Annotated in this window: 19 protein-coding genes; 18 read left to right on the top strand and 1 reads right to left on the bottom strand. The window is 73.8% G+C overall.

Translation table 11 applies throughout. From position 1 onward, the window contains the following. The 14 genes from ACYVO2_RS22710 to ACYVO2_RS22775 form a co-directional block, all read left to right on the top strand. On the top strand, positions 1-1,874 hold a 1,874-nt coding region (locus ACYVO2_RS22710), incomplete at its 5' end, for a peptidoglycan D,D-transpeptidase FtsI family protein (protein WP_461009780.1). Positions 1,875-2,053: 179 nt separating this feature from the next. Further along, positions 2,054-3,751: a UDP-N-acetylmuramoyl-L-alanyl-D-glutamate--2,6-diaminopimelate ligase gene (locus ACYVO2_RS22715; protein WP_461009781.1), complete on the top strand. Its 1,698-nt coding sequence runs from the start codon at positions 2,054-2,056 to the stop codon at positions 3,749-3,751. After that, on the top strand, positions 3,748-5,175 hold the full coding sequence (locus tag ACYVO2_RS22720) for a UDP-N-acetylmuramoyl-tripeptide--D-alanyl-D-alanine ligase (protein ID WP_461009782.1): 1,428 nt from the start codon (positions 3,748-3,750) through the stop codon (positions 5,173-5,175). The genes ACYVO2_RS22715 and ACYVO2_RS22720 overlap by 4 nt, the downstream gene beginning before the upstream one ends. Further along, entirely contained in the window at positions 5,172-6,233 is a 1,062-nt protein-coding gene (gene mraY / locus ACYVO2_RS22725) for a phospho-N-acetylmuramoyl-pentapeptide-transferase (protein WP_461009783.1), read from the top strand. Before ACYVO2_RS22720 ends, mraY begins: the two co-directional genes overlap by 4 nt. Further along, complete coding sequence (gene murD, locus ACYVO2_RS22730; RefSeq protein WP_461009784.1) at positions 6,218-7,645, top strand: UDP-N-acetylmuramoyl-L-alanine--D-glutamate ligase; 1,428 nt, start codon at positions 6,218-6,220, stop codon at positions 7,643-7,645. The genes mraY and murD overlap by 16 nt, the downstream gene beginning before the upstream one ends. Positions 7,646-7,857: 212 nt before the next feature. Then, entirely contained in the window at positions 7,858-9,210 is a 1,353-nt protein-coding gene (gene ftsW / locus ACYVO2_RS22735) for a putative lipid II flippase FtsW (RefSeq protein ID WP_461009785.1), read from the top strand. Between the two features lie 6 nt (positions 9,211-9,216). Beyond that, positions 9,217-10,311: an undecaprenyldiphospho-muramoylpentapeptide beta-N-acetylglucosaminyltransferase gene (gene murG, locus ACYVO2_RS22740; RefSeq protein WP_461009786.1), complete on the top strand. Its 1,095-nt coding sequence runs from the start codon at positions 9,217-9,219 to the stop codon at positions 10,309-10,311. 226 nt (positions 10,312-10,537) lie between these two features. Further along, positions 10,538-11,248, top strand: a complete 711-nt coding sequence (locus tag ACYVO2_RS22745; protein ID WP_461009787.1) for a cell division protein FtsQ/DivIB — start codon at positions 10,538-10,540, stop codon at positions 11,246-11,248. Between the two features lie 345 nt (positions 11,249-11,593). Beyond that, positions 11,594-12,817, top strand: coding sequence for a cell division protein FtsZ (gene ftsZ / locus ACYVO2_RS22750; RefSeq protein ID WP_461009788.1), 1,224 nt, complete (start codon positions 11,594-11,596; stop codon positions 12,815-12,817). 10 nt (positions 12,818-12,827) lie between these two features. Next, positions 12,828-13,598 (top strand): peptidoglycan editing factor PgeF, encoded by a 771-nt coding sequence (gene pgeF / locus ACYVO2_RS22755; RefSeq protein WP_461009789.1) that lies wholly within the window; start codon positions 12,828-12,830, stop codon positions 13,596-13,598. Continuing rightward, positions 13,595-14,323: a YggS family pyridoxal phosphate-dependent enzyme gene (locus ACYVO2_RS22760; protein WP_461009790.1), complete on the top strand. Its 729-nt coding sequence runs from the start codon at positions 13,595-13,597 to the stop codon at positions 14,321-14,323. The genes pgeF and ACYVO2_RS22760 overlap by 4 nt, the downstream gene beginning before the upstream one ends. 121 nt (positions 14,324-14,444) lie before the next feature. After that, entirely contained in the window at positions 14,445-14,999 is a 555-nt protein-coding gene (locus ACYVO2_RS22765) for a cell division protein SepF (protein ID WP_461009791.1), read from the top strand. A gap of 52 nt (positions 15,000-15,051) precedes the next feature. Beyond that, on the top strand, positions 15,052-15,339 hold the full coding sequence (locus tag ACYVO2_RS22770) for a YggT family protein (RefSeq protein WP_461009792.1): 288 nt from the start codon (positions 15,052-15,054) through the stop codon (positions 15,337-15,339). Positions 15,340-15,385: 46 nt separating this feature from the next. Further along, positions 15,386-16,447: a DivIVA domain-containing protein gene (locus tag ACYVO2_RS22775; protein ID WP_461009793.1), complete on the top strand. Its 1,062-nt coding sequence runs from the start codon at positions 15,386-15,388 to the stop codon at positions 16,445-16,447. Positions 16,448-16,598: 151 nt separating this feature from the next. On the opposite strand, the gene ileS is transcribed toward ACYVO2_RS22775, so the two are convergent. Next, the gene (gene ileS, locus ACYVO2_RS22780; RefSeq protein WP_461009794.1) at positions 16,599-19,736 is read right to left on the bottom strand and encodes an isoleucine--tRNA ligase; all 3,138 of its coding nucleotides are present in this window, start codon (positions 19,734-19,736) and stop codon (positions 16,599-16,601) included. A gap of 599 nt (positions 19,737-20,335) precedes the next feature. Between ileS and ACYVO2_RS22785 the strand changes: the two genes are divergently transcribed. The 4 genes from ACYVO2_RS22785 (at position 20,336) to ACYVO2_RS22800 (ending at position 23,333) form a co-directional block, all read left to right on the top strand. Beyond that, positions 20,336-21,106, top strand: coding sequence for a TraR/DksA family transcriptional regulator (locus ACYVO2_RS22785; protein WP_461009795.1), 771 nt, complete (start codon positions 20,336-20,338; stop codon positions 21,104-21,106). A gap of 104 nt (positions 21,107-21,210) precedes the next feature. Continuing rightward, complete coding sequence (gene lspA, locus ACYVO2_RS22790) at positions 21,211-21,792, top strand: signal peptidase II (RefSeq protein ID WP_461009796.1); 582 nt, start codon at positions 21,211-21,213, stop codon at positions 21,790-21,792. 112 nt (positions 21,793-21,904) lie between these two features. Next, the gene (locus ACYVO2_RS22795) at positions 21,905-22,846 is read left to right on the top strand and encodes an RluA family pseudouridine synthase (RefSeq protein WP_461009797.1); all 942 of its coding nucleotides are present in this window, start codon (positions 21,905-21,907) and stop codon (positions 22,844-22,846) included. Beyond that, positions 22,839-23,333: a GNAT family N-acetyltransferase gene (locus ACYVO2_RS22800; protein WP_461009798.1), complete on the top strand. Its 495-nt coding sequence runs from the start codon at positions 22,839-22,841 to the stop codon at positions 23,331-23,333. The genes ACYVO2_RS22795 and ACYVO2_RS22800 overlap by 8 nt, the downstream gene beginning before the upstream one ends. The last annotated feature ends 57 nt before the right edge of the window (positions 23,334-23,390 follow it).

Here is a 23,390-nt window from a genome sequence, read left to right on the forward strand (position 1 = left end):
GCGCCCCGCCGCCCCGGCGCCCGTCCGGCGGCGACCGCGCCTCGCTGGCCGCCCGGCCGCTGCGCCTGGGCCGCCCCGGGCCGCGCCTGCGCCTGGTCTCGCTGGGCCTGGCGTTCCTGCTGGTCGTCTTCGTGGTCCGGCTGCTCCAGCTCCAGGTGGTGGACGCCTCCGCGTACGCCGCCAAGGCCGCGGTCAACCGGTACGTGCAGGTGCCGCTGCCCGCCGACCGCGGCGCGATCACCGACCGCGACGGGGTGCGCCTGGCCACCACCGTGGACGGCTACGACATCACCGCCGACCCGTACCTGTTCACCCCCGAGCAGACCGACCTGCCGGACGCGCCCGCCCGCGCCGCCGAGATGCTGGCGCCGATCATCGGGGTGGACCGCGCGGACCTGGAGAAGAAGCTGTCCTCGCCCGGCTCCCGGTACGAGCTGCTGGCCCGTCAGCAGACCCCGCAGGCGTGGACGCAGATCAAGAACCTCAAGGCCAAGCTCTCCGAGAGCCCCGGCGCCAACGTGCTGGCCGGGGTCTTCGCCCAGGAGCACAGCAAGCGCGTCTACCCCGCCGGGGACCTGGCTGCGGGCGTGCTCGGCTTCGTCAACTCCTCCGGGAAGGGCGGCGCCGGCCTGGAGCAGGTGCTGGACGCCGAGCTGTCCGGCAAGGACGGCAAGCGCACCTACGCCCAGTCCGGCGGCCGCCAGGTGCCCACCGCGGGCGTGCAGGAGCAGCCCGCGGTGCCCGGCCGCAACGTCCGCCTCACCCTGGACCGGGACATCCAGTGGGCCGCCCAGGACGCCATCACCCGCCAGGTGGAGGAGTCGGCGGCCGACCGCGGCTACGTCATCGTCCAGGACACCCGCACCGGCGAGGTGCTGGCCATGGCCTCGTCGCCCGGCTTCGACCCCAACGACTACGGCCGGGCCGACCCGACCGTGCTCGGCAACCCCGCCGTGCAGGACGTGTACGAGCCCGGCAGCGTCAGCAAACTGATCACCATGGCCGCCGTCCTCGAGGAGGGCGTGGCCGCCTGGGACACCCGCATCACCGTCCCCAACACCCTGCGCCGCGCCGACCGGGTCTTCCACGACGACGTGGACCACCCGACCTGGTTCCTCACCCTCAACGGCGTGCTGGCCAAGTCCAGCAACCTCGGCACGATCAGCGTCGCCGAGAAGCTCGGCCGCGACCAGCGCGCCTCCAACCGGGTCCTGCACTCCTACCTGGAGAAGTTCGGAATAGGGCGCAAGACCGGCATCGGCCTGCCCGGCGAGACCGCCGGCATCCTGGCGGCCCCGGACGACTGGAGCGCCTCCCAGCAGTACACCATCCCCTTCGGGCAGGGCCTGTCCGTCAACGCCCTCCAGGCCACCTCCGTGTTCTCCACCGTCGCCAACGACGGGGTCCGCGTCACCCCCACCCTGATCAAGGGCAGCACCCGGCCCGACGGCCGCTACGTGCCCGCGCCCGAGCCCGCGCGCAGCCGCGTGATCAGCGAGGACAACGCGCGGACCCTGTCGCGGATGCTGGAGTCCGTCGTCGGCGACGAGCAGGGCACCGGCGTGAAGGCGCAGATCCCCGGCTACCGGGTGGCGGGCAAGACCGGCACCGCCAACCGGGTGGATCCGCGGACGGGGCGGTACTCCGGTTACACGGCCTCCTTCATGGGCTTCGCCCCCGCCGACAACCCCCGGGTGACCGTCTCCTGCGTCATCCAGAACCCCACCCGGGGCAGCTACTTCGGCGGGCAGATCTGCGGCCCGGTGTTCAAGGAGGTCATGGAGTTCTCGCTGAAGACCCTGCGGGTGCCGCCCACCGGAGCCAAGCCCCCGAAGCTGCCCGTCGAGTTCAAGCCGGGACGACCCGGCCGATGACCTCGACCCAGGGAAACGGCGCGGCCGGGCCGGGACTCGGCTCGGACCGGACTCCGCCGTCGACACCGGCCCCGGGGCCGGGCACGGCGGTGTCGGCACCGAGCCGTACCTCACCCCCGCCGCGCGGCCCGGCCCCCTCGCTTCGCGGCCCCGCCCACGGGACCGGTACTCTCACCGCCGTGCCGAACCCTGATCAGCAGCAGTCCGGAGCGGCCGCCGGCGCCGGGCGCCACGGCGCCCCCCGCCCCGCCCGGATCCCCCCCACGCCCCTGAAGGCACTGGCCGAGCAGCTCGGCCGCGTCACCGTCCGCGCGGCGGCCGGCGGCAGAGCCGGCGGCGGGGAGGACACCCCCGTCACCGGCATCACCCACGACTCGCGCGCCGTCAGCCCCGGCGACCTGTACGCCGCGCTGCCCGGCGCCCGCTTCCACGGCGCCGACTTCGCCGCCCAGGCGGTGGAGCGCGGCGCGGCGGCGGTGCTCACCGACCCGGCGGGCGCCGAGCGCGTCACCGCGGGGGTGCCGCTGCTGGTGGTGGACGACCCGCGCGCGGTGATGGGCGAGCTGGCCGCCACCGTCTACGGCAACCCGGGGCGGGACCTGCTGCGGATCGGGGTCACCGGCACCTCCGGCAAGACCACCACCGCCTACCTGCTCGAAGGCGGCCTGCGGGCCTCCGGCGAGCCGACCGGCCTGGTCGGCACCGTCGAGACCCGCATCGGCGACGAGCGGATCAAGAGCGAGCGCACCACCCCGGAGGCCACCGACCTCCAGGCGCTGTTCGCGGTGATGCGCGAGCGCGGGGTGCGCGCGGTGGCCATGGAGGTCTCCAGCCACGCCCTGGTGCTGGGGCGGGTGGACGGCGTCGTCTTCGACGTCGCGGTGTTCACCAACCTCAGCCCGGAGCACATGGAGTTCCACTCCGACATGGAGGACTACTACCGGGCCAAGGCGGACCTGTTCACACCCCGCCGCAGCAGGCTCGGCGTGGTCAACGTCGACGACGCGTACGGGCGGCGGCTGGCCGGCGAGGCCGGCGTGCCCGTGGTCACCTTCTCCGCCGAGGGCGCGCCGGACGCCGACTGGCGGGCCGAGGACGTGGTGCTCGGCCCGCTGGGCAGCACCTTCCGCGTCACCGGGCCCGGCGGGCAGCGCGCGGACGCGTCCGTGCCGCTGCCCGGCGCCTTCAACGTCGCCAACGCGCTGGCCGCGATCGCCGCGCTGGTCGCCGCGGGCGAGCCGCTGGAGCACGCCGTCGCCGGGGTGGCCGCGGTGCCGGGCGTGCCCGGCCGCCTGGAGCGCGTCGACGCGGGGCAGCCGTTCCTCGCCGTCGTCGACTACGCGCACAAGACGGACGCGGTGGAGTCCGTGCTGCGCACCCTGCGCGCCGTCACCCCCGGCGCGCTGCACATCGTGGTGGGCTGCGGCGGCGACCGCGACCCGCACAAGCGCGCCCCCATGGGCGCCGCGGCCGCCCGCCTCGCGGACACGGCCGTGCTGACCAGCGACAACCCCAGGTCCGAGGACCCGCTGGCGATCCTGGCGACGATGCTGGCCGGAGCGGTGTCCGTGCCCGCGCACGAACGCGGCGCCGTGCTGGTGGACGCCGACCGCGCCGCCGCCATCGCCACCGCCGTGGCCAGGGCCCGTCCGGGCGACACCGTCCTGGTCGCGGGCAAGGGCCACGAGCAGGGCCAGGAGACGGCCGGAGTGGTCCGGCCCTTCGACGACCGGCAGGTGCTGCGGGAGGCCATCGAGGCCGGGCCTGCCGGGTGGCGCACAGCGGCGCCGGCGGCCGGGGCACCGGCGCCGGACGCGGCCGCGCGGCCCGGCGGCGAGCCGCGCAGCGGACGCAAGGAAGACACGGAGAACCAGTGATCCCACTCACCCTCGCCGAGGTCGCGGAAGCGGTCGGCGGGAGCATGCACGACATACCGGATCCCCAGGGCCGGGTCACGGGGACGGTGGTACTCGACTCGAGGAAGGTGGAGCCAGGAAGCCTCTTCGTCGCCTTCGCCGGGCAGAAGGTCGACGGGCACGACTTCGCCCGGCAGGCGGTGGCGGCCGGGGCCGTGGCGGTCCTCGCCTCCCGGCCCGTCGGCGTGCCCGCGATCGTGGTGCCCGACGTCACCTCCGCGCTCGGCGCGCTGGCCCGCCTGGTCGTCGGGCGGCTCGGCACCACCGTCGTGGCGCTCACCGGGTCCGCGGGCAAGACCAGCACCAAGGACCTCATGGCCCAACTGCTCACCAGGCTGGGGCCCACCGTGTACCCGCCGGGCTCGCTCAACAACGAGATCGGGCTGCCGCTGACCGCGCTCAGCGCCGGGGAGTCCACCCGGCACCTGGTGCTGGAGATGGGCGCGCGTGGCATCGGCCACATCCGCTACCTCGCCGAGCTGACCCCGCCCCGGGTCGGCGTGGTGCTGAACGTGGGCACCGCGCACCTCGGCGAGTTCGGCGGCCGGGAGGCCATCGCGCAGGCCAAGGGCGAGCTCGTGGAGGCCCTGCCGCCCGCCGCGGACGGCGGGATCGCCGTGCTCAACGCCGACGACCCGTACGTGTCCGCGATGCGGGAGCGCACCCGCGCCCGCGTGGTGTTCTTCGGCGAGTCCGAGGACGCCGACGTGCGTGCCGAGAATGTCCGGCTCGACGCCACGGGTCGCCCCTGCTTCACCCTGCGCACCCCCCAGGGTTCGGCCGAGGTGACCATGCGCCTGTACGGTGAGCACCACGTGTCGAACGCGCTCGCCGCGGCCGCCGTGTCCCGTGAACTCGGCATGCCCGTCGAGGAGATCGCGACCGCCCTGTCAGAGGCGGGCGCACTGTCCCGCTGGCGCATGGAAGTCGTCGAGCGCGCGGACGGCGTCACGATCGTCAACGATGCCTACAACGCGAACCCGGACTCCGTGCGGGCCGCGCTGCGCGCGTTGGCCGCGATGGGAGCGGGCCGCCGCACCTGGGCCGTGCTCGGGGAGATGGCGGAGCTCGGGGACGCCTCGTTCACCGAGCACGACGCGATCGGGCGGCTCGCCGTCCGGCTCAACGTCACCAGGCTGGTGGCGGTGGGCGGCCGGGCGGCCGCCTGGCTCGACATGGGTGCCAAGAACGAGGGTTCGTGGGGTGAGGAGTCGGTGCTGGTGTCCGACGCGGATGCGGCGATCGACCTGTTGCGCGCACAGGTGCGCCCGGGGGACGTCGTGCTGGTGAAGGCGTCGAGGGCCATGGGCCTCGAGCGGGTCGCGGCGGCGCTCGCCGCGGACGTGCCCGCCGCCGGGCGCGCCGAGGGCGAGGGCGCCCGATGAGGCAGATCCTTTTCGCGGGCGTCATCGGGATGTTCCTGTCCCTGATCGGCACGCCGCTGGCGATCCGGCTGCTGGTGCGGCGCGGCTACGGGCAGATGATCCGCGACGACGGCCCGCAGGGCCACCACAGCAAGCGGGGCACGCCCACCATGGGCGGCGCGGTGTTCATCCTCGCCACCCTGATCGCCTACGCCGCCACCAAGGCGATCACGCTGGAGCGGCCGCAGGCGTCCGGTGTGCTGGTGCTGTTCCTGATGGCGGGCCTGGGCCTGGTCGGCTTCCTCGACGACTACATCAAGGTCGCCAAGCAGCGCAGCCTGGGTCTGCGGGCCAAGGCCAAGATGGCGGGGCAGCTCACCGTCGGCGTCGTCTTCGCGGTGCTGGCGCTGCGGTTCGAGGACGCGCGGGGCCTGACCCCCGCGTCGGACAAGCTGTCCTTCACGCAGGACTTCGGCTGGTCCCTCGGCCCGGTGATCTTCGCCGTGTGGGCGCTGTTCATGATCCTGGCGATGTCCAACGGCGTGAACCTCACCGACGGCCTCGACGGCCTGGCCACCGGCGCCTCGGTGATGGTCTTCGGCGCCTACGTGTTCATCGGCGTGTGGGAGTACGGCCAGTCCTGCGCCAACATCGCCACCGCGGGCGCCGCCTGCTACGAGGTGCGGGACCCGCTGGACCTGGCGATCGTCGCCTCGGCGCTGATGGGGGCCTGCTTCGGCTTCCTGTGGTGGAACACCTCCCCGGCCAAGATCTTCATGGGCGACACCGGCTCCCTGGCCCTCGGCGGGGCCCTGGCCGGCCTGGCCATCTGCTCGCGCACCGAGCTGCTGCTCGCCCTGCTCGGCGGCCTGTTCGTGCTGATCACCCTGTCGGTGATCATCCAGGTCGGGTCGTTCCGGATGACCGGCAAGCGGGTGTTCCGGATGGCGCCGCTCCAGCACCACTTCGAGCTCAAGGGGTGGAGCGAGGTCCTCATCGTGGTCCGGTTCTGGATCATCCAGGGCGTGTGCGTCGCGGTGGGCATCGGCATCTTCTACGCGGGATGGGTGACCAAGTGATCAGGACCGGGCAGCACGTGTGCGTCGCGGGGCTCGGCGTCTCCGGGGTCAGCGCCGCACGGGCGCTGCTCGGTCTCGGCGCCCGGGTCACCGCCGTGGACGGCGGCACGGGCGAGGCCCTGGCGGCGCGCGCCGCCGACCTGGAGAAGGAGGGCGCCGCGGTCCGCCTCGGCGACGCGGCGACCCTGCCGGACGGCGCCACCCTGGTGGTCACCTCGCCCGGCTGGCGCCCGGACAGCCCGCTGTTCGCGGCCGCCGCGGCGGCGGGCGTGCCGGTGTGGGGCGACGTGGAGCTCGCCTGGCGGCTGCGCGACACCCTCGCGCCGGGCGGCGCCGCGCCCGACTGGCTGGCCGTCACCGGCACCAACGGCAAGACCACCACCGTGCGCATGCTGGCGTCCATCCTCCGGGCCGCGGGCCTGCGCACGGCCGCCGTCGGCAACGTCGGCACCCCCGTGCTGGACGTGGTGCTCTCCGGCGAGCCGTACGACGTGCTCGCCGTGGAGCTGTCCAGCTACCAGTTGCACTGGGCGCCGTCGCTGCGGCCGCACTCCGCCGCCGTCCTCAACATCGCCCCCGACCACCTGGACTGGCACGGCTCCCTGGAGGCGTACGCCGCCGACAAGGGCCGGATCTACCACGGCAACCGGGTGGCCTGCGTCTACAACGCCGCCGACCCCGCCACCGAGCACCTGGTGCGCGAGGCGGACGTGGAGGAGGGCTGCCGGGCCGTCGGCTTCACCCTGGGCACCCCGGCCGTCTCCCAGCTCGGCGTGGTCGAGGACATCCTGGTGGACCGGGCGTTCATCACCGACCGCCACCGCAACGCCCAGGAGCTGGCCCAGGTCGGCGACATCACGCCCGCCGCGCCGCACAACGTCGCCAACGCCCTGGCCGCCGCCGCCCTGGCCCGCGCCCGCGGCGTGCCGCCGGGCGCGGTCCGCGACGGGCTGCGCGCCTTCCGGCCCGACGCCCACCGCATCGCCACCGTGGCCACCGTGGACCAGGTGACCTACGTGGACGACTCCAAGGCGACCAACCCGCACGCCGCTGCGGCCTCCCTGGCCGCGTACGACCACGTGGTGTGGATCGCGGGCGGCCTGGCCAAGGGCGCCGCGTTCGACGACCTGGTCGCGGGCGCCGCGGGCCGGCTGCGCGCCGTGGTGCTGCTGGGCGCCGAGCGGGCCCTGATCGGGGACGCCCTGGCCCGCCACGCGCCGCACGTGCCGGTGGTGGACCTGGACCGCACCGACCCGGGCACCATGGAGGCGGCCGTCCGCGAGGCCGCCCGCCTGGCCCGCCCCGGGGACACCGTCCTGCTGGCCCCGGCGTGCGCGTCCATGGACATGTTCCGCAACTACAACGAGCGCGGCGACGTCTTCGCGGCGGCGGTGCGCGGGCTCGGCGGCTGACGCCGGGGCCGGGCCCGGCGCGCCCCCTCCCACCGGTGCCCGGGGGCCCGCGCGGCGGTACCGTCGTCACGCCGGGCCGCCCCGAGTGAACCGTCGCCGGAGTGTCCGACCCCCCAACGGACCGCCGACACGACACCCTGGTCACCGGGTGGCGGGAGCGCAGGCGCGGCCACCCGGGAAGGCGACCCGCCCACAACACCAGAGGGGACACCATGCCGGACCAGCGAACGGGAGGCCCCCGGGCCCGCGTCCCCGCGGCGCGTCCCCCCGCCCGCCGGCCCCCGAGGCCGCGGCCCAGGCCCAGGCCCGTGGCGGCGGGCGGGGGCCCGTTCGGCGGCCTGCGCCGCACCACGACCCAGCTCCGCCGCTCCCTGGACCGCCCGCTCACCGCCTACTACCTGATCCTCGGCGGCAGCCTGCTGATCACCGTCCTCGGCCTGGTCATGGTCTTCTCCGCCTCCCAGATCAAGGCCCTCCAGGCGGGGCTGCCGTCCACCTACTTCTTCGTCAAGCAGCTCTTCGCCGCCTCCCTGGGCTGCGTGCTGCTGCTGATCGCATCCCGCATGCCGGTGCGGCTGCACCGCGCCCTGGCCTACCCGCTGCTGATCTGCTCGGTGTTCCTGATGCTGCTGGTGCAGTTGCCGGGGATAGGGCACGCGGTCAACGGCAACCAGAACTGGATCTACCTCGGCGGCCCGTTCCAGCTCCAGCCCAGCGAGTTCGGCAAGCTCGCCCTGGTGCTGTGGGGCGCCGACCTCATCGCCCGCAAGCAGCGGATGCGCCTGCTCACCCAGTGGAAGCACCTGCTGGTGCCGCTGGTGCCCGGCGCGATGCTGCTGCTCGGCCTGATCATGCTCGGCGGCGACATGGGCACCGGGGTCATCCTCGGCGCGATCCTGTTCGGCCTGCTGTGGCTGGCCGGGGCGCCGGGCCGCCTGTTCGGCGGCACCCTGGCCATCGGCGCCCTGCTGGCGTTCGTGCTGATCAGGACGAGCGCCAACCGGATGGGCCGGCTCGCCTGCCTCGGCGCCACCGAGCCGGGGCCGAACGACCAGTGCTGGCAGGCCGTGCACGGCATGTACGCGCTGGCCTCCGGCGGCTGGTTCGGCAGCGGCCTGGGGGCGAGTGTGGAGAAATGGGGGCAACTGCCCGAGCCGCACACCGACTTCATCTTCGCCGTGACCGGGGAGGAACTGGGGCTCGCGGGGACGCTGTCGGTACTCGCCCTCTTCGCGGCTCTAGGCTATGCGGGTATCCGCGTGGCCGGACGCACGGAGGATCCCTTCGTCAGGTTCGCCGCGGGAGGCGTGACCACCTGGATCATGGCCCAGGCCGTGATCAACATCGGTGCGGTGCTCGGTCTGCTGCCGATCGCCGGTGTCCCCCTCCCGCTGTTCTCCTACGGGGGTTCGGCGCTGCTGCCGACCATGTTCGCCATCGGGATGCTGCTCTCGTTCGTCAGGAGCGAACCCGCTGCGCGAGCAGCGCTGGCCGTGCGGGGACCAGGGGTGCTAACTCGAACCAGGGGGCGGCTGATCAAGAGACGGCCGCCCGGAGAGCGGTGAATTTCGGTGCATGTCGTGCTCGCCGGCGGGGGGACCGCCGGTCACATCGAGCCCGCGCTCGCCCTCGCGGACGCCCTGCGCAGGCAGGACCCGACCGTGGGGATCACAGCGCTCGGCACGGAGCGGGGTCTGGAGACCAGGCTCGTGCCCGAGCGCGGCTACGAACTCGCGCTGATCCCGGCGGTGCCGCTGCCGCGCAAGCCCACCCCGGAACTGATCACGGTTCCCGGCCGGCTGCGCGGCACCATCAAGGCCGCCCAGGACATCCTGGAGCGCACCAAGGCCGACTGCGTCGTGGGCTTCGGCGGCTATGTCGCCCTGCCCGGGTACCTGGCGGCCAAGCGCCGGGGCGTGCCGATCGTGGTGCACGAGGCCAACGCGCGCCCCGGGCTCGCCAACAAGATCGGCTCCCGCTACACCGACCACGTCGCCGTCAGCACCCCCGACAGCAAGCTGCGCAACGCCCGCTACGTCGGCATCCCGCTGCGCCGCGCCATCGCCACCCTGGACCGCGCCGCGATGCGTCCCGAGGCCAGGCACGCCTTCGGCCTGGACCCGAACCTGCCGACGCTGCTGGTCTCCGGCGGCTCCCAGGGCGCGCGGCGGCTGAACGAGATCATCCAGTCCGTCGCCCCGCGCCTCCAGCAGTCCGGCATCCAGATCCTGCACGCCGTCGGCCCGAAGAACGAGCTGCCGGTGGTGGACCACATGCCGGGGATGCCGCCGTACATCCCGGTGCCCTACATCGACCGGATGGACCTGGCGTACGCCGCCGCCGACATGATGCTGTGCCGCGCCGGCGCGATGACCGTGGCGGAACTGTCCGCCGTCGGCCTGCCCGCCGCGTACGTGCCGCTGCCCATCGGCAACGGCGAGCAGCGGCTGAACGCCCAGCCGGTGGTGAAGGCCGGCGGCGGCCTGCTGGTGGACGACGCCGACCTGTCCGTGGACTGGGTGCTGGGCCATGTCCTGCCCGTGCTCACCAACCCGCACCGGCTGTACGACATGAGCCGCGCCGCCGCCGAGTTCGGCCGTCGGGACGCAGATGACCTGCTGGTCGGCATGGTGTACGAGGCCGTGGCCGCGGGCCGGGCAGGATAGGTCCTTGGGTCCAGGCCGTGCTCCGCCCCGCCGGCGGTCACGGCCCACACATGGAGAGCGGGGACGGGCGAGCGTGGCGGGACCGACGACGAGCGAGCGCGCCGAGCGAGGAGCGCGGCCGGAGCGCGCGGCGGATTCCGCGACTCCCCGGCGCCGCCCGCGCCTGCGCGCGCGCCCGGAGCCCGGGGCGTCCGCCCGGCGCCCGGTCCGCGCCAGGCGGCTGCTGGTGACCGTCGCGCTGGCCGCGCTCGCGGCCGGGGGCGGCGCCTGGCTGCTGTACGGGAGCTCGCTGCTGGAGGTCCGCCAGGTGCGGGTCACCGGCAACGAGATCCTCACCGCGGGGCGGATCCGCGAGGCGGCGGGCGTCTCCCCGGGCGGGGCGCTGGTGGAGGTGGACACCGCCGCGGTGGAGCGCCGCCTGCTGAAGGAGCTGCCCCGCCTGGAGCGGGTGGAGGTGGCCCGCTCCTGGCCCGACACGCTCCACGTGGAGGTCACCGAGCGGGAGCCGGCGGCCGTGCTGCGCAAGGGCGCCGGCTACACCGAGGTGGACCGCACCGGCGTGGCCTACGCCGACGTGACCACCGCCCCGCAGGGCGTCCCCCTGGTGCGGCTGCAACTGCCCCGGGACCCGCAGGGCTCGGCCACCCTGCGCGAGTTCGGCCGCAGGGCGCTGCTGCGCTCGGCCGTGGAGGTGGCGCGGTCACTGCCGCCGCAGGTCCGCTCGGCCACCGGCTCGATCGACGTGCGCAGCTACGACGACATCCAGTTGCTGCTCTCCGGGGGGCGCACGGTGGCGTGGGGGAGCGCGGAGCGCGGGGAGGAGAAGCGCGAGGCGCTGGCGGCGCTGCTGAAGGCCGCGCCGAAGGCGAAGCGCTACGACGTCACCTCCCCGTCGTCCCCGGCCGTGCAGCTCCCGCCCGCCCCGCCGGGCCGTTGACCCCCTGCGGACCCCTTCAACGTCCCTTCCGCGGACCGCCGGTTGACCGGTTCTCACCCTTTCCGGGACCCCGGTTCGCGTGGCAAGGGCTTGATCACATAGGGTCAAAAGAAAAACGGGAGGTTCGGCGTGTTCATTGAACCCACCCCGGCCCGCGACTTAGTGTCCTGTCTCAACGCAGCATGAGAGACAGGCATACTGATAACCCTAAACCTCAAGGTTAGGGTTCGGGTCGGCGTTCGGTACCCCCTGGCATGTGGATCGAACACGCGGATCCAACGGCATCAGTCGGCAGGGCGCCAAGGCGCCGTGACGGCACGTAACTCGAGGCGAGAGGCCTTCGACGTGGCAGCACCGCAGAACTACCTCGCAGTCATCAAGGTCGTCGGCATCGGCGGCGGGGGCGTCAACGCCATCAACCGGATGATCGAGGTCGGTCTCAAGGGCGTCGAGTTCATCGCGATCAACACCGACGCGCAGGCCCTGCTGATGAGCGACGCCGACGTCAAGCTCGACGTCGGCCGCGAGCTCACCCGCGGGCTCGGCGCCGGAGCCAACCCGGACGTCGGCCGCAAGGCCGCCGAGGACCACCGCGAGGAGATCGAGGAGGTCCTCAAGGGCGCCGACATGGTCTTCGTGACGGCGGGCGAGGGCGGCGGCACGGGCACCGGCGGCGCCCCCGTCGTCGCCAACATCGCGCGCTCCCTCGGCGCCCTCACCATCGGCGTGGTGACCCGCCCGTTCACCTTCGAGGGCCGCCGCCGGGCCAACCAGGCGGAGGACGGCATCGCGGCCCTCCGCGACGAGGTGGACACCCTGATCGTCATCCCCAACGACCGGCTGCTGTCCATCTCGGACCGCCAGGTCAGCGTGCTCGACGCGTTCAAGTCGGCCGACCAGGTCCTGCTCTCCGGTGTGCAGGGCATCACCGACCTGATCACCACCCCCGGCCTGATCAACCTCGACTTCGCGGACGTGAAGTCCGTGATGTCCGAGGCGGGGTCGGCCCTGATGGGCATCGGCTCCGCCCGCGGCGACGACCGCGCCGTCGCCGCCGCCGAGATGGCCATCTCCAGCCCGCTGCTGGAGGCGTCCATCGACGGCGCCCGCGGCGTGCTGCTGTCCATCTCCGGCGGCTCCGACCTCGGCCTGTTCGAGATCAACGAGGCGGCCCAGTTGGTCAGCGAGGCCGCCCACCCCGAGGCCAACATCATCTTCGGCGCGGTCATCGACGACGCGCTCGGCGACGAGGTGCGGGTCACCGTCATCGCCGCGGGCTTCGACGGCGGCCAGCCGCCGCCCAAGGGCGGCCGCGACAAGGTGCTGGGCTACACCGGCCGCTCCGAGGAGCCCCTGACGCCCTCCACGCCCCCGCCGCCGCGCCTGGGCGAGCCCAGGACCTCGCCGTTCGGCGGGCTGGGCAGTGTCACCCCGCGTCAGGAGGAGCCGGAGACCGACCCGGTCGCCGACCTGCCCACGCCCCCTCCCGCGCCGCCCCAGGTCCCGGCCTCCCGGCCCTACCAGGACACCCCCGCGGAGGAACTGGACGTTCCCGACTTCCTCAAGTGATGATCGGGAAGTGATAACGCAGCACTTCGACAGCGGCGGCGCGCACTTCGCCTTCACCGACCGGTGGGGCGGGGTGAGCGCCGCTCCGTACGACGAGCTCAACCTCGGCGGCGCGGTCGGCGACGATCCGGGGGCGGTGCGCGCCAACCGGGAGCTGGCCGCGAAGTCCCTCGGCCTCGACCCCGCCGCCGTCGTGTGGATGAACCAGGTGCACGGCCGGGACGTCGCGGTCGTGGACGCCCCGTTCGACGGCCCGCAGGACGCCCCCGGCGCCGCGGGCCGGGTGGACGCCGTCGTCACCACCCGCCCGGGCCTGGCGCTGGCCGTCCTGGTCGCCGACTGCGTGCCCGTCCTCCTCGCCGACCCGGTCGCCGGTGTCGCCGCGGCGGCGCACGCCGGGCGCCCCGGACTGCTCGCCGGCGTCGTCCCCGCCGTGGTGGGGGCGATGCGGGCGCGGGGCGCCGAACCGGCCCGCATCACGGCCGCCACCGGGCCCTCGGTGTGCGGGGGCTGCTACGAGGTGCCCGAGGAGATGCGCGCGGAGGTCGCGCGCGCCGTTCCCGAGGCGCACGCGACCACCCGCTGGGGCACCCCCTCCGTCGACGTCGCCGCCGGGGTGCACGCCCAACTCGCCCGACTGGGCGTGCCGGTCGGTGAAAAATCCCACATCTGCACGCGGGAGTCGGCCGACCACTACTCGTACCGGCGCGAGGGCACGACGGGCCGTCAGGCCGGGTACGTGTGGCTGGACGCCGCCGCCGCGGGGAAGGCCGCCCGGTGAGCGGCGGCACGGACCGCGCCGCCGAGCTCGCGGCGAACCTCGCCCGGGTCGAGCGCCGCATCGCCGACGCCTGCGCCGCCGCGGGCCGGGCCCGCGACGAGGTCACCCTGATCGTCGTCACCAAGACCTACCCGGCCGACGATGTGCGGTTGTTGTGTGAACTCGGTGTGCAGAACGTGGGTGAGAACCGCGACCAGGAGGCCGCGGACAAGGCCGCCGCGTGCGCGGACCTGCCCTTGACATGGCACTTCATCGGCCAGTTGCAGACCAACAAGGCCCGTTCTGTGGCGCGTTATGCCCATTTCGTGCACTCTGTGGACCGGCTGCGGCTGGTGGACGCCCTGTCGGCCGCGGCCGTCCGCGAGGGCCGCGAGCTGTCCTGCCTCCTCCAGGTCGCCCTCGACACCGAGGCGGGTCCGGAGCGGGGCCGCGGCGGCGCCGCCCCCGAGGAGGTCCCCGCGCTCGCCGACGCGGTGGCCGGGGCCGAAGGGCTGCGCCTGGCCGGGGTGATGGCCGTCGCGCCGCTGGCCGGGCCGCACGCGGGCCGGCCGCGCTCCGCGTTCGACGCCCTGTCGGAAATCGCGTCCCGGCTGCGTGCCGACCATCCTGCTGGGAACATGGTCTCCGCGGGGATGAGCGGGGATCTGGAGGAGGCGGTGGCCGCCGGGGCGACACATGTACGCGTCGGTACAGCGGTACTCGGCCTACGGTCCCGGCTCGGGTAACGTCACGCAAAGTCGGACCACAGCAAAAAATCATGGTCGGCCCCGGGGGAACCGGGGCAGACCTGTGGATCGTGGTACCAGGGTGGCGGGCCGATCCACCACAGACCGGAGGATTCAGAGTATGGCCGGCGCGATGCGCAAGATGGCGGTCTACCTCGGCCTCGTGGAGGACGATGGTTACGACGGCCGGGGGTTCGACCCCGACGACGACTTCGAGCCCGAGCTCGAGCCCGAGCGCGAACGGGTGCCACGGCAGCAGGAGGAGCCGGCCAGGGTGACGCACGCCCCCGTCCGGCCGGAGCCACGAGTGGCGCAAGTGGCATCCATCACACCCGAGCGCCACAGTCTGGAGAAGAACTCACCGGTGATCATGCCCAAGGTCGTGTCCGAGCGAGAGCCCTACCGGATCACCACTCTGCACCCCCGGACCTACAACGAAGCCCGTACCATCGGGGAGCACTTCCGCGAGGGAACCCCGGTGATCATGAACCTCACGGAGATGGACGACACGGACGCCAAGCGCCTGGTCGACTTCGCCGCGGGACTGGTCTTCGGACTGCATGGCAGTATCGAGAGAGTGACGCAGAAGGTGTTCCTCCTGTCGCCTGCTAACGTCGATGTCACGGCGGAGGACAAGGCCCGGATCGCCGAGGGCGGGTTCTTCAACCAGAGCTGAGCCCGACCGGACGGTTACGGGCCAACGAACGAGTGGGGAGAGGCAAGGCACGATGGACGTCGCACTCGGGGTGATCTACATCGTGCTGATGTGCTTCCTGGTCGTCCTGATCTTCCGATTGGTGATGGATTACGTCTTCATGTTTGCCCGGTCGTGGCAACCAGGGAAGCCGATGGTGGTCGTCCTGGAGGCCACCTACACTGTCACCGATCCGCCGCTCAAGCTTCTGCGGCGGTTCATACCGCCGCTACGTCTCGGGGGCGTGGCACTCGACCTGTCCTTCTTCGTACTGATGATCATCGTCTACATCCTGATCTCCGTCGTGGGGAGCCTGATGTGAACGATGCAGGCTGCCGATATGTCGACGATCACGTTGAGGTGAAGAGATGCCGTTGACCCCCGAGGACGTCCGGAACAAGCAGTTCACGACAGTCCGGCTCCGCGAAGGCTACGACGAGGACGAGGTCGACGCCTTCCTCGACGAGGTCGAGGGGGAACTGACCCGGCTGCTCCGTGAGAACGAGGACCTGAGGGCCAAACTGGCCGCGGCGACCCGGGCCGCCGCGCAGAGCCAGCAGCAGATGCGCAAGCCGCCGGAGCCCCAGGACCGGCCAGGTGCCCCGGTGCCCGCCGCCATATCCGGACCACAGCCGGTCCCGCCGCAGCACATGGGCGCCCCTCAACTGCCCGGTGCTCCCCAGCTTCCGGCGGGGCCGGGTGGCCACGGCCCGCAGGGCCACCCCCAGGGTCACCCGCAGGGACTCGGTCCCGGCCCTGGCATGGGTCCCGGTCCGCACATGCCGCAGCAGGGCCCCGGGGGCGACAGCGCCGCCCGTGTTCTGTCGCTGGCCCAGCAGACCGCGGACCAGGCGATCGCGGAGGCCCGTCAGGAGGCCAACAAGATCGTCGGTGAGGCGCGCAGCCGCGCCGAGGGCCTGGAGCGCGACGCCCGCGCCAAGGCCGACGCCCTGGAGCGCGACGCCCAGGAGAAGCACCGCGTGGCCATGGGCTCGCTGGAGAGCGCGCGCGCCACGCTGGAGCGCAAGGTCGAGGACCTGCGCGGCTTCGAGCGGGAGTACCGCACCCGGCTGAAGTCGTACCTGGAGAGCCAGCTCCGCCAGTTGGAGAACCAGGCCGACGACTCGCTCGCCCCGCCGCGCACCCCCGCCACGGCGTCCCTCCCGGCCCCCTCGGGCATGGGCGGCGGCACCATGGGCGGCGGCCACCAGATGGCCCCCGCGGGCGCGGGAGCCATGGGCCACACCATGGGCGGCGGCCACACGATGGGCGGCGGCCAGCAGATGGGCGGTCACACCGGCGGTCACGGCCAGCAGATGGCCCCGTCGATGACGCAGCCGATGGCCCCGGTGCGCCCGCAGGCGCCTCAGCCGCTCCAGCAGGCACCGACGCCGATGCGTGGCTTCCTCATCGACGAGGACGACAACTGACGCATCCCCGACCGCGCCCCAGCGGTCCATAGGGCCCGGCCCCAGGAGGTTTGCCTCCTCGGGGCCGGGCCCTTTTGCGGGGCCGGTTTGCGGGGGCGGGGCCGGGCGCCGCGGGGGCGCGGGCTCTCGCCCCGCGCCCCCGCGCGACCCGCTACGCCTTGCGCAGCCGGAACCGCAGCCCCAGGCCCTCGTCCGTGAACGCCTCCCCGAAGCCGTCCTCGCCCTCGCCGCGGGCGAAGTCCACCGCGAGGACCTCCTCCGCGACCAGGCCCGCGTGCTCGGTCAGCGCCTCGGCGGTCTCCTCCGCCCCGGCCTGCCAGCGCAGCGCGATCCGGTCCGCCACGTCGAGCCCGCTGGTCTTGCGGGCCTCCTGGATCAGCCGCACCGCGTCCCGGGCCAGGCCGGCCCGCCGCAGCTCGGGCGTGATGTGCAGGTCCAGCGCGACGGTGGCCCCGGACTCGTTGGCCACCGCCCACCCCTCGCGCGGGGTCTCGGTGACGACGACCTCCTCCGGGGAGAGCGTGACGGCCTCCCCGTCCACCTCGACCACCGCGGCGCCCGACGCCCGCAGCGATGCCGACAGCGCCACCGCGTCCGCCGCGGCGATGGCCTTGGCGACCGGCTGCGTGCCCTTCCCGAACCGCTTGCCCAGCGCCCGGAAGTTCGCCTTGGCGGAGGTGTCCACCAGCGACCCGCCGACCTCGGACAGCGAGGCCAGCTCGGCCACGTTCAGCTCGTCGGCGATCTGCGCCCGCAGCTCGGGGCCCAGGCCCTCGAACCCGGACGCGGCGATCAGCGCCCGGCTCAGCGGCTGGCGGGTCTTGACCCCGGAGTCGGCGCGGGTGGCCCGGCCGAGCTCCACCAGGCGCCGCACCAGCGCCATGTCCCGGGACAGCTCCGGGGAGATCAGCGACCGGTCGGCCTCGGGCCACGTGGCCAGGTGCACCGAGTCGGGCGCGTCCGGGGTGACCGGGCGCACCAGGTCCTGCCAGACCCGCTCGGTGATGAACGGCGTCAGCGGGGCCATCAGCCGGGTGACGGTCTCCAGCACCTCGTGCAGCGTGGCCAGGGCCGCGGGCTCGCCCTGCCAGAAGCGGCGGCGGGAGCGGCGCACGTACCAGTTGGACAGGTCGTCGACGAACGCGGACAGCAGCTTGCCCGCCCGCTGGGTGTCGAACGCCTCCAGCGCGGCGGTCACCTCGGCGACCGCGGTGTTCAGCTCCGACAGCAGCCAGCGGTCCAGCACCGGCCGGTCCGCGGGCGCCGGGTCGGCCGCGGACGGCGCCCAGCCGGAGGTGCGCGCGTACAGGGCCTGGAAGGCGACGGTGTTCCAGTAGGTCAGCAGGACCTTGCGGACGACCTCCTGGATGGTGGTGTGGCCGACCCGGCGGGCCGCCCACGGCGAGCCGCCCGCGGCCATGAACCACCGCACCGCGTCGGCGCCGTGGCGGTCCATCAGCGGGATGGGCTCCAGGATGTTCCCCAGGTGCTTGGACATCTTGCGGCCGTCCTCGGCGAGGATGTGGCCGAGGCACACCACGTTCTCGTAGGAGGACCGGTCGAACACCAGGGTGCCGATGGCCATGAGCGTGTAGAACCAGCCGCGGGTCTGGTCGATGGCCTCCGAGATGAACTGCGCCGGGTAGGACCGCTCGAAGACGTCCTTGTTGCGGTACGGGTAGCCCCACTGGGCGAACGGCATGGCGCCGGAGTCGTACCAGGCGTCGATGACCTCGGGCACCCGGGTCGCGGTCAGCGCGCAGCCGTCCGCGGGGCAGGGGAGGGTCACCTCGTCGATGTGGGGCCGGTGCGGGTCGATGCCGGACACGTCGCGCCCGGCCAGTCGTGACAGCTCGGCGCGGGAGCCGACGCAGGTCAGGTGGCCCTCCTCGCACCGCCACAGCGGCAGCGGGGTGCCCCAGTAGCGGTTGCGGGACAGCGCCCAGTCGATGTTGTTGTTCAGCCAGTCGCCGTAGCGGCCGTGCTTGACGGTCTCCGGGAACCAGTTGGTGCGCTCGTTCTCCCGCAGCAGCGCGTCCTTCACCGCGGTGGTGCGGATGTACCAGGACGGCTGCGCGTAGTACAGCAGCGCGGTGTGGCAGCGCCAGCAGTGCGGGTAGCTGTGCTCGTACGGCACATGCCGGAACAGCAGTCCGCGGGCGTCGAGGTCGGCCACGAGGTGCTCGTCGGCCTTCTTGAAGAACTGCCCGCCGACCAGGCCGAGGCCCTCCTCGAAGGTGCCGTCGGCGCGGACCGGGTTGACCACCGGCAGGCCGTACGCCCGGCAGGTGCGCAGGTCGTCCTCGCCGAACGCGGGGGCCTGGTGCACCAGGCCGGTGCCGTCCTCGGTGGTGACGTAGGCGGCGTTCACCACGAAGTGTGCCCCGTCCAGCGGGACCAGGTCGAACGGGCGGCGGTAGTTCCAGCGCTCCATCTCGGCGCCGGTGAAGGACTCGCCGGTGGCGGTCCAGCCCTCGCCGAGGGCCTTGTCCAGCAGCGGCTCGGCGACGACGAGGCGCTCGGCGCCGTCGGTGGCGACGACGTAGGTGACCTCCGGGTGGGCGGCGACGGCCGTGTTGGACACCAGCGTCCACGGGGTCGTCGTCCACACCAGCAGCGACGCCCGCCCGGCGAGCGGGCCCGAGGTGAGCGGGAAGCGGACGAACACCGACGGGTCCACCACGGTCTCGTAGCCCTGCGCGAGCTCGTGGTCGGACAGGCCGGTGCCGCAGCGGGGGCACCAGGGGGCGACGCGGTGGTCCTGGACCAGCAGGCCCTTGCCGAAGATCTCCTTCAGCGACCACCACACGGAGTCGACGTACTCCGGGTCCATGGTCCGGTACGCCTGGTCCATGTCCACCCAGTAGCCCATGCGGCGGGTGAGCTCGGCGAAGGCGCCCACGTGGCGCAGCACGGACTCGCGGCACCTGGCGTTGAACTCGGCGATGCCGTACCGCTCGATGTCCTGCTTGCCGGAGAAGCCGAGCTCCTTCTCCACGGCCAGCTCCACCGGCAGGCCGTGGCAGTCCCAGCCCGCCTTGCGGGCGACGTGGCGGCCGCGCATCGTCTGGAAGCGGGGGAAGACGTCCTTGAAGACCCGGGCCTCGATGTGGTGGGCGCCCGGCATGCCGTTGGCGGTGGGCGGGCCCTCGTAGAACACCCACTCGGGGCGGCCCTCGCTGAGCTCTACGGAGCGGGCGAAGACCTTGTTCTCCTGCCAGAACGCGAGCACCTCGTGCTCCAGCGCGGGCAGGTCCACCTGGGCGGGGACCTGGCGGTACTGCGTCATCGTCGGCGACCTCCGGCGGACAGTTCACGTGTGTCGTTCTCTTCGTCCGTCGGAGGGACGATCCCGCCGCGCCCCCGCGGAGCCGTCCGCCGGGCGCGGGCGGTCCCGCGGTACCACCCTCCTTGGCCACGGGCCGCTGATCCGCCCCTGACCCCCTCATTCGCTGCGCGAAGCCGGTTCTACTCGCCCGTGCGGGGGATGCCCGCGGGGTTTTCCTCCGGCGGCTCCGGGGTGATCTTCACACCGCGCACGCCCCCGGGCTTCCACCGTCCCCGGGTCGCTCATGGCTGCGTGCGGCGCTACTCCTCCCCATCCACGCCTTTCGCGGTCCCCAGTGTACGGGGCGGCGGGGACGCCGCGCTCCGGGTATTCGCCGGTCGCGGGGTTGCGCGGACGGCGCGGAGCGGGACCTCCGCCCGCCCGGGGCCGGGATTACCCGGACGACGGATGGGCACAAACCAGGCAGGCCGTCCGCCCCGCGTGCCGTAGGGCTGGGCGGGTGGCGCGGGCGGCGCGCCCCGTTGCCGCGGGAGTGGGGTCGATTTATCGTTCCGGCACGATTCACGAGCAAGATCACAATATGTGAAAGGACCGCGGCGATGGACACCAACCCGGCGGACGGCGGGGCGGCGGGCGCCGCCGTGGGCACGGCAGGCGAGGACGCGGCGGGCGGGAGCACGGCTGACGGGGGAGCCGGGGACGCGCCCCAGGAGGCGAAGGCGGCGGGGAACGGCGGCCGGGCGCGCCCCGCCGACGCGCATGAACGGACCGCGGCGGGGAAGGAACGGCCCGCCCCCGGCGAGGACGCGCCCCCGGGGGGCGAGGGTCCCGGGCGGTCCCGGGACGCGGGCATCGAGACGACTGCGACGACGGGAGCCAGGCCGGTGGCGGCGAAGAAGAAGGCGACGGCGGTTGAGACTGCGGCTCCCACGGCCGGCGGGGTGCCCAAGGCCAGGGGCGCGGGGCCGATCGAGCCCGGCGACCTGCCGGTGCGCGGCGGCGAGGACGAGTGGACCGAGGCGGAGGTGGACGAGCTGCGCTCCGGGCTGCTGGAGGACACCGCGCGGCTGAAGCAGGAGATCGTCCTCGCCGAGCGGTCCATCTCCGGCCTGATGCGGGACTCGGCGGGCGGCGCGGGCGAGGACGACGCCGACACCGGCACCAAGAACATCTCCCGCGAGCACGAGATGGCGCTGGCCAACAACGCCCGCGAGATGCTCGCCCAGTCCGAGCACGCCCTGGACCGGCTGGACACCGGCCGCTACGGCTACTGCGAGTCCTGCGGCAACCCGATCGGCAAGGCCAGGCTCCAGGCGTTCCCCCGGGCGACGCTGTGCGTGGAGTGCAAGCAGCGGCAGGAGCGCCGCTGACCTCGTTCGGACGTGTGTGCCGTACTCTCGTGCTCGTCGGGTGCGACCCGGGACGGGCGGGGATCGCCGGCCGGATCGCGGGGCAGCGGGCTTCAAGGACTCACGTGGCGAAGGACGCACAGGACGTGCAGGACGCGGCGCAGGGCGAGCGGGACGAGCACGGCGACGACGGCGAACGCGCCGGGGACGCGGCCGCGCGCGGGCCCAGGCGCGTCGCGGTGCTGCTCGGCGTGGCGGCGCTGGCCTACGCGCTGGACCTGGTGACCAAGCTGGTCGTGGTGGCGGAGCTGGAGCACGAGCCGGCCATCGAGATCGTCGGCGACTGGCTGAAGTTCGAGGTGGTGCGCAACGCGGGCGCCGCCTTCGGCATCGGCGAGGCGCTCACGATCGTCCTCACCCTCATCGCCACCATCGTGATCGGGGTGATCGCCCGGATCGCCCGCAAGCTGCACAGCCTGCCGTGGGCGGTCGCGCTCGGGCTGCTGCTCGGCGGGGCGTTGGGCAACCTGACGGACCGCGTCTTCCGCTCGCCCGGGATCTTCCGCGGCGAGGTGGTGGACTTCATCGCCCCGGCCCACTTCGCGGTCTTCAACCTGGCCGACTCGGCGATCGTGTGCGGCGGCGTGCTGATCGTGGTGCTGTCCTTCCGCGGCCTGTCCCCGGACGGAACCGTCCACAAGGACTGAGGCGCCGGGCCCGCGGGGCGCGGCCCCGCTCCGGGCGCTGTGCGGGGGTGCGGGGCGCGGCCCCGTGCCCGCGCGGCGCGAGCCGCCTCCGGGACTTGGCATACTCGACGGGGTGAGCACGCTTCCGCAGACCCGCACCCTGCCCGTACCCGACGGCCTCGAGGGCGAGCGCATCGACGCCGCGCTCGCACGCATGTTCGGCTTCTCTCGGACCAAGGCGGCCGAGCTGGCCGCCTCGGGCAAGGTGCTCCTCGACGGCGCCGCGGCGGCCAAGTCCGACCGGGTGCACGCCGGGGCCTGGCTGGAGGTCGAGCTGCCGCCGCCGCCCGCGCCCGTGCAGGTCGTCGCGGAGCCCGTGCCCGGCCTGCGGATCGTGCACGACGACGACCACGTGGTGGTCGTGGACAAGCCGGTCGGCGTCGCCGCCCACCCCAGCCCCGGCTGGCACGGGCCCACCGTGATCGGCGGGCTCGCCGCCGCGGGCTTCCGCGTCTCCACCTCCGGCGCCGCCGAGCGCCAGGGCATCGTGCACCGCCTGGACGTCGGCACCTCCGGGCTGATGGTCGTCGCCAAGTCGGAGACCGCCTACTCGGAGCTGAAGCAGCAGTTCCGCGAGCGCACCGTGGACAAGCGCTACCACGCCCTGGTGCAGGGCCACCCCGACCCGATGCGCGGCACCGTGGACGCGCCCATCGACCGCCACCCCACCCACGACTACAAGTGGGCGGTCGTGGCCGACGGCCGCCCCAGCGTCACCCACTACGACGCCATCGAGGCGTTCCGGGCCGCCAGCCTGCTCGACATCAAGCTGGAGACCGGCCGCACCCACCAGATCCGGGTGCACATGTCCGCGCTGCGCCACCCCTGCGTCGGCGACCTGACCTACGGCGCCGACCCCACCCTCGCCAAGCGGCTCGGGGTCTCCCGGCAGTGGCTGCACGCGGTGCGGCTCGGCTTCACGCACCCGGGCGACGGCCGCTGGGCGGAGTTCACCAGCGACTACCCGGACGACCTGGCGGGCGCGCTGGAGAAGGTGCGGGCGGACAGTGCCTGAGCCGGCGGGGAGCGCGCCGCGGTGGAAGGTCCGCGTCGCGGACGCCGCCGACTTGGCGGCGGTGCACGAGGTGCGCGAGCGGGTCTTCGTCCGGGAGCAGGGCATCGCGGCCGAGCTGGAGTGGGACGCGTACGACGGGCCCGAGTGCGGCACCGTCCACCTGCTGGCCGAGGGCCCGGACGGGCCCGTCGGCACGGTGCGGATGCTGACCGGTGACGTGGCCGCCACCAAGAACGGCGGGCGGCGGGACGAGGCGGTGCTCGGCCGCCTGGCCGTGCTGGCGCGCGAACGCGGCACCGGGCTCGGCGCCGCGCTGGTGCGGGCGCTGGAGGAACAGGCCCGGCGGCGCGGCCTCACCGGGGTGTACCTGGAGGCGCAGGCGCAGGTGGTGCCGTTCTACGAGCGGCTCGGCTACACCGCGTCCGGGCCGCTGTTCGACGACGGCACGGGCATCCGGCACCGGGTGATGCGGCGGGCCCTGAGCTGAGCCCGCGGGGGCGGCCCGGGATCGCGCCGACCGCGCCGGGTCAAGTATTCCGATCAT

The sequence above is a fragment of the Streptomyces capparidis genome (assembly GCF_054782095.1).

Coding starts and splice junctions, on each gene's coding strand:
- murD (WP_461009784.1), top strand. CDS start 6,218: ATGGGTGACCAAGTGATCAGGACCGGGCAGCACGTGTGCGTCGCGGGG.
- ileS (WP_461009794.1), bottom strand. CDS start 19,736: ATGACGCAGTACCGCCAGGTCCCCGCCCAGGTGGACCTGCCCGCGCTG.
- ACYVO2_RS22770 (WP_461009792.1), top strand. CDS start 15,052: ATGGACGTCGCACTCGGGGTGATCTACATCGTGCTGATGTGCTTCCTG.
- ACYVO2_RS22775 (WP_461009793.1), top strand. CDS start 15,386: ATGCCGTTGACCCCCGAGGACGTCCGGAACAAGCAGTTCACGACAGTC.
- ACYVO2_RS22765 (WP_461009791.1), top strand. CDS start 14,445: ATGGCCGGCGCGATGCGCAAGATGGCGGTCTACCTCGGCCTCGTGGAG.
- ACYVO2_RS22785 (WP_461009795.1), top strand. CDS start 20,336: ATGGACACCAACCCGGCGGACGGCGGGGCGGCGGGCGCCGCCGTGGGC.
- ftsW (WP_461009785.1), top strand. CDS start 7,858: ATGCCGGACCAGCGAACGGGAGGCCCCCGGGCCCGCGTCCCCGCGGCG.
- mraY (WP_461009783.1), top strand. CDS start 5,172: ATGAGGCAGATCCTTTTCGCGGGCGTCATCGGGATGTTCCTGTCCCTG.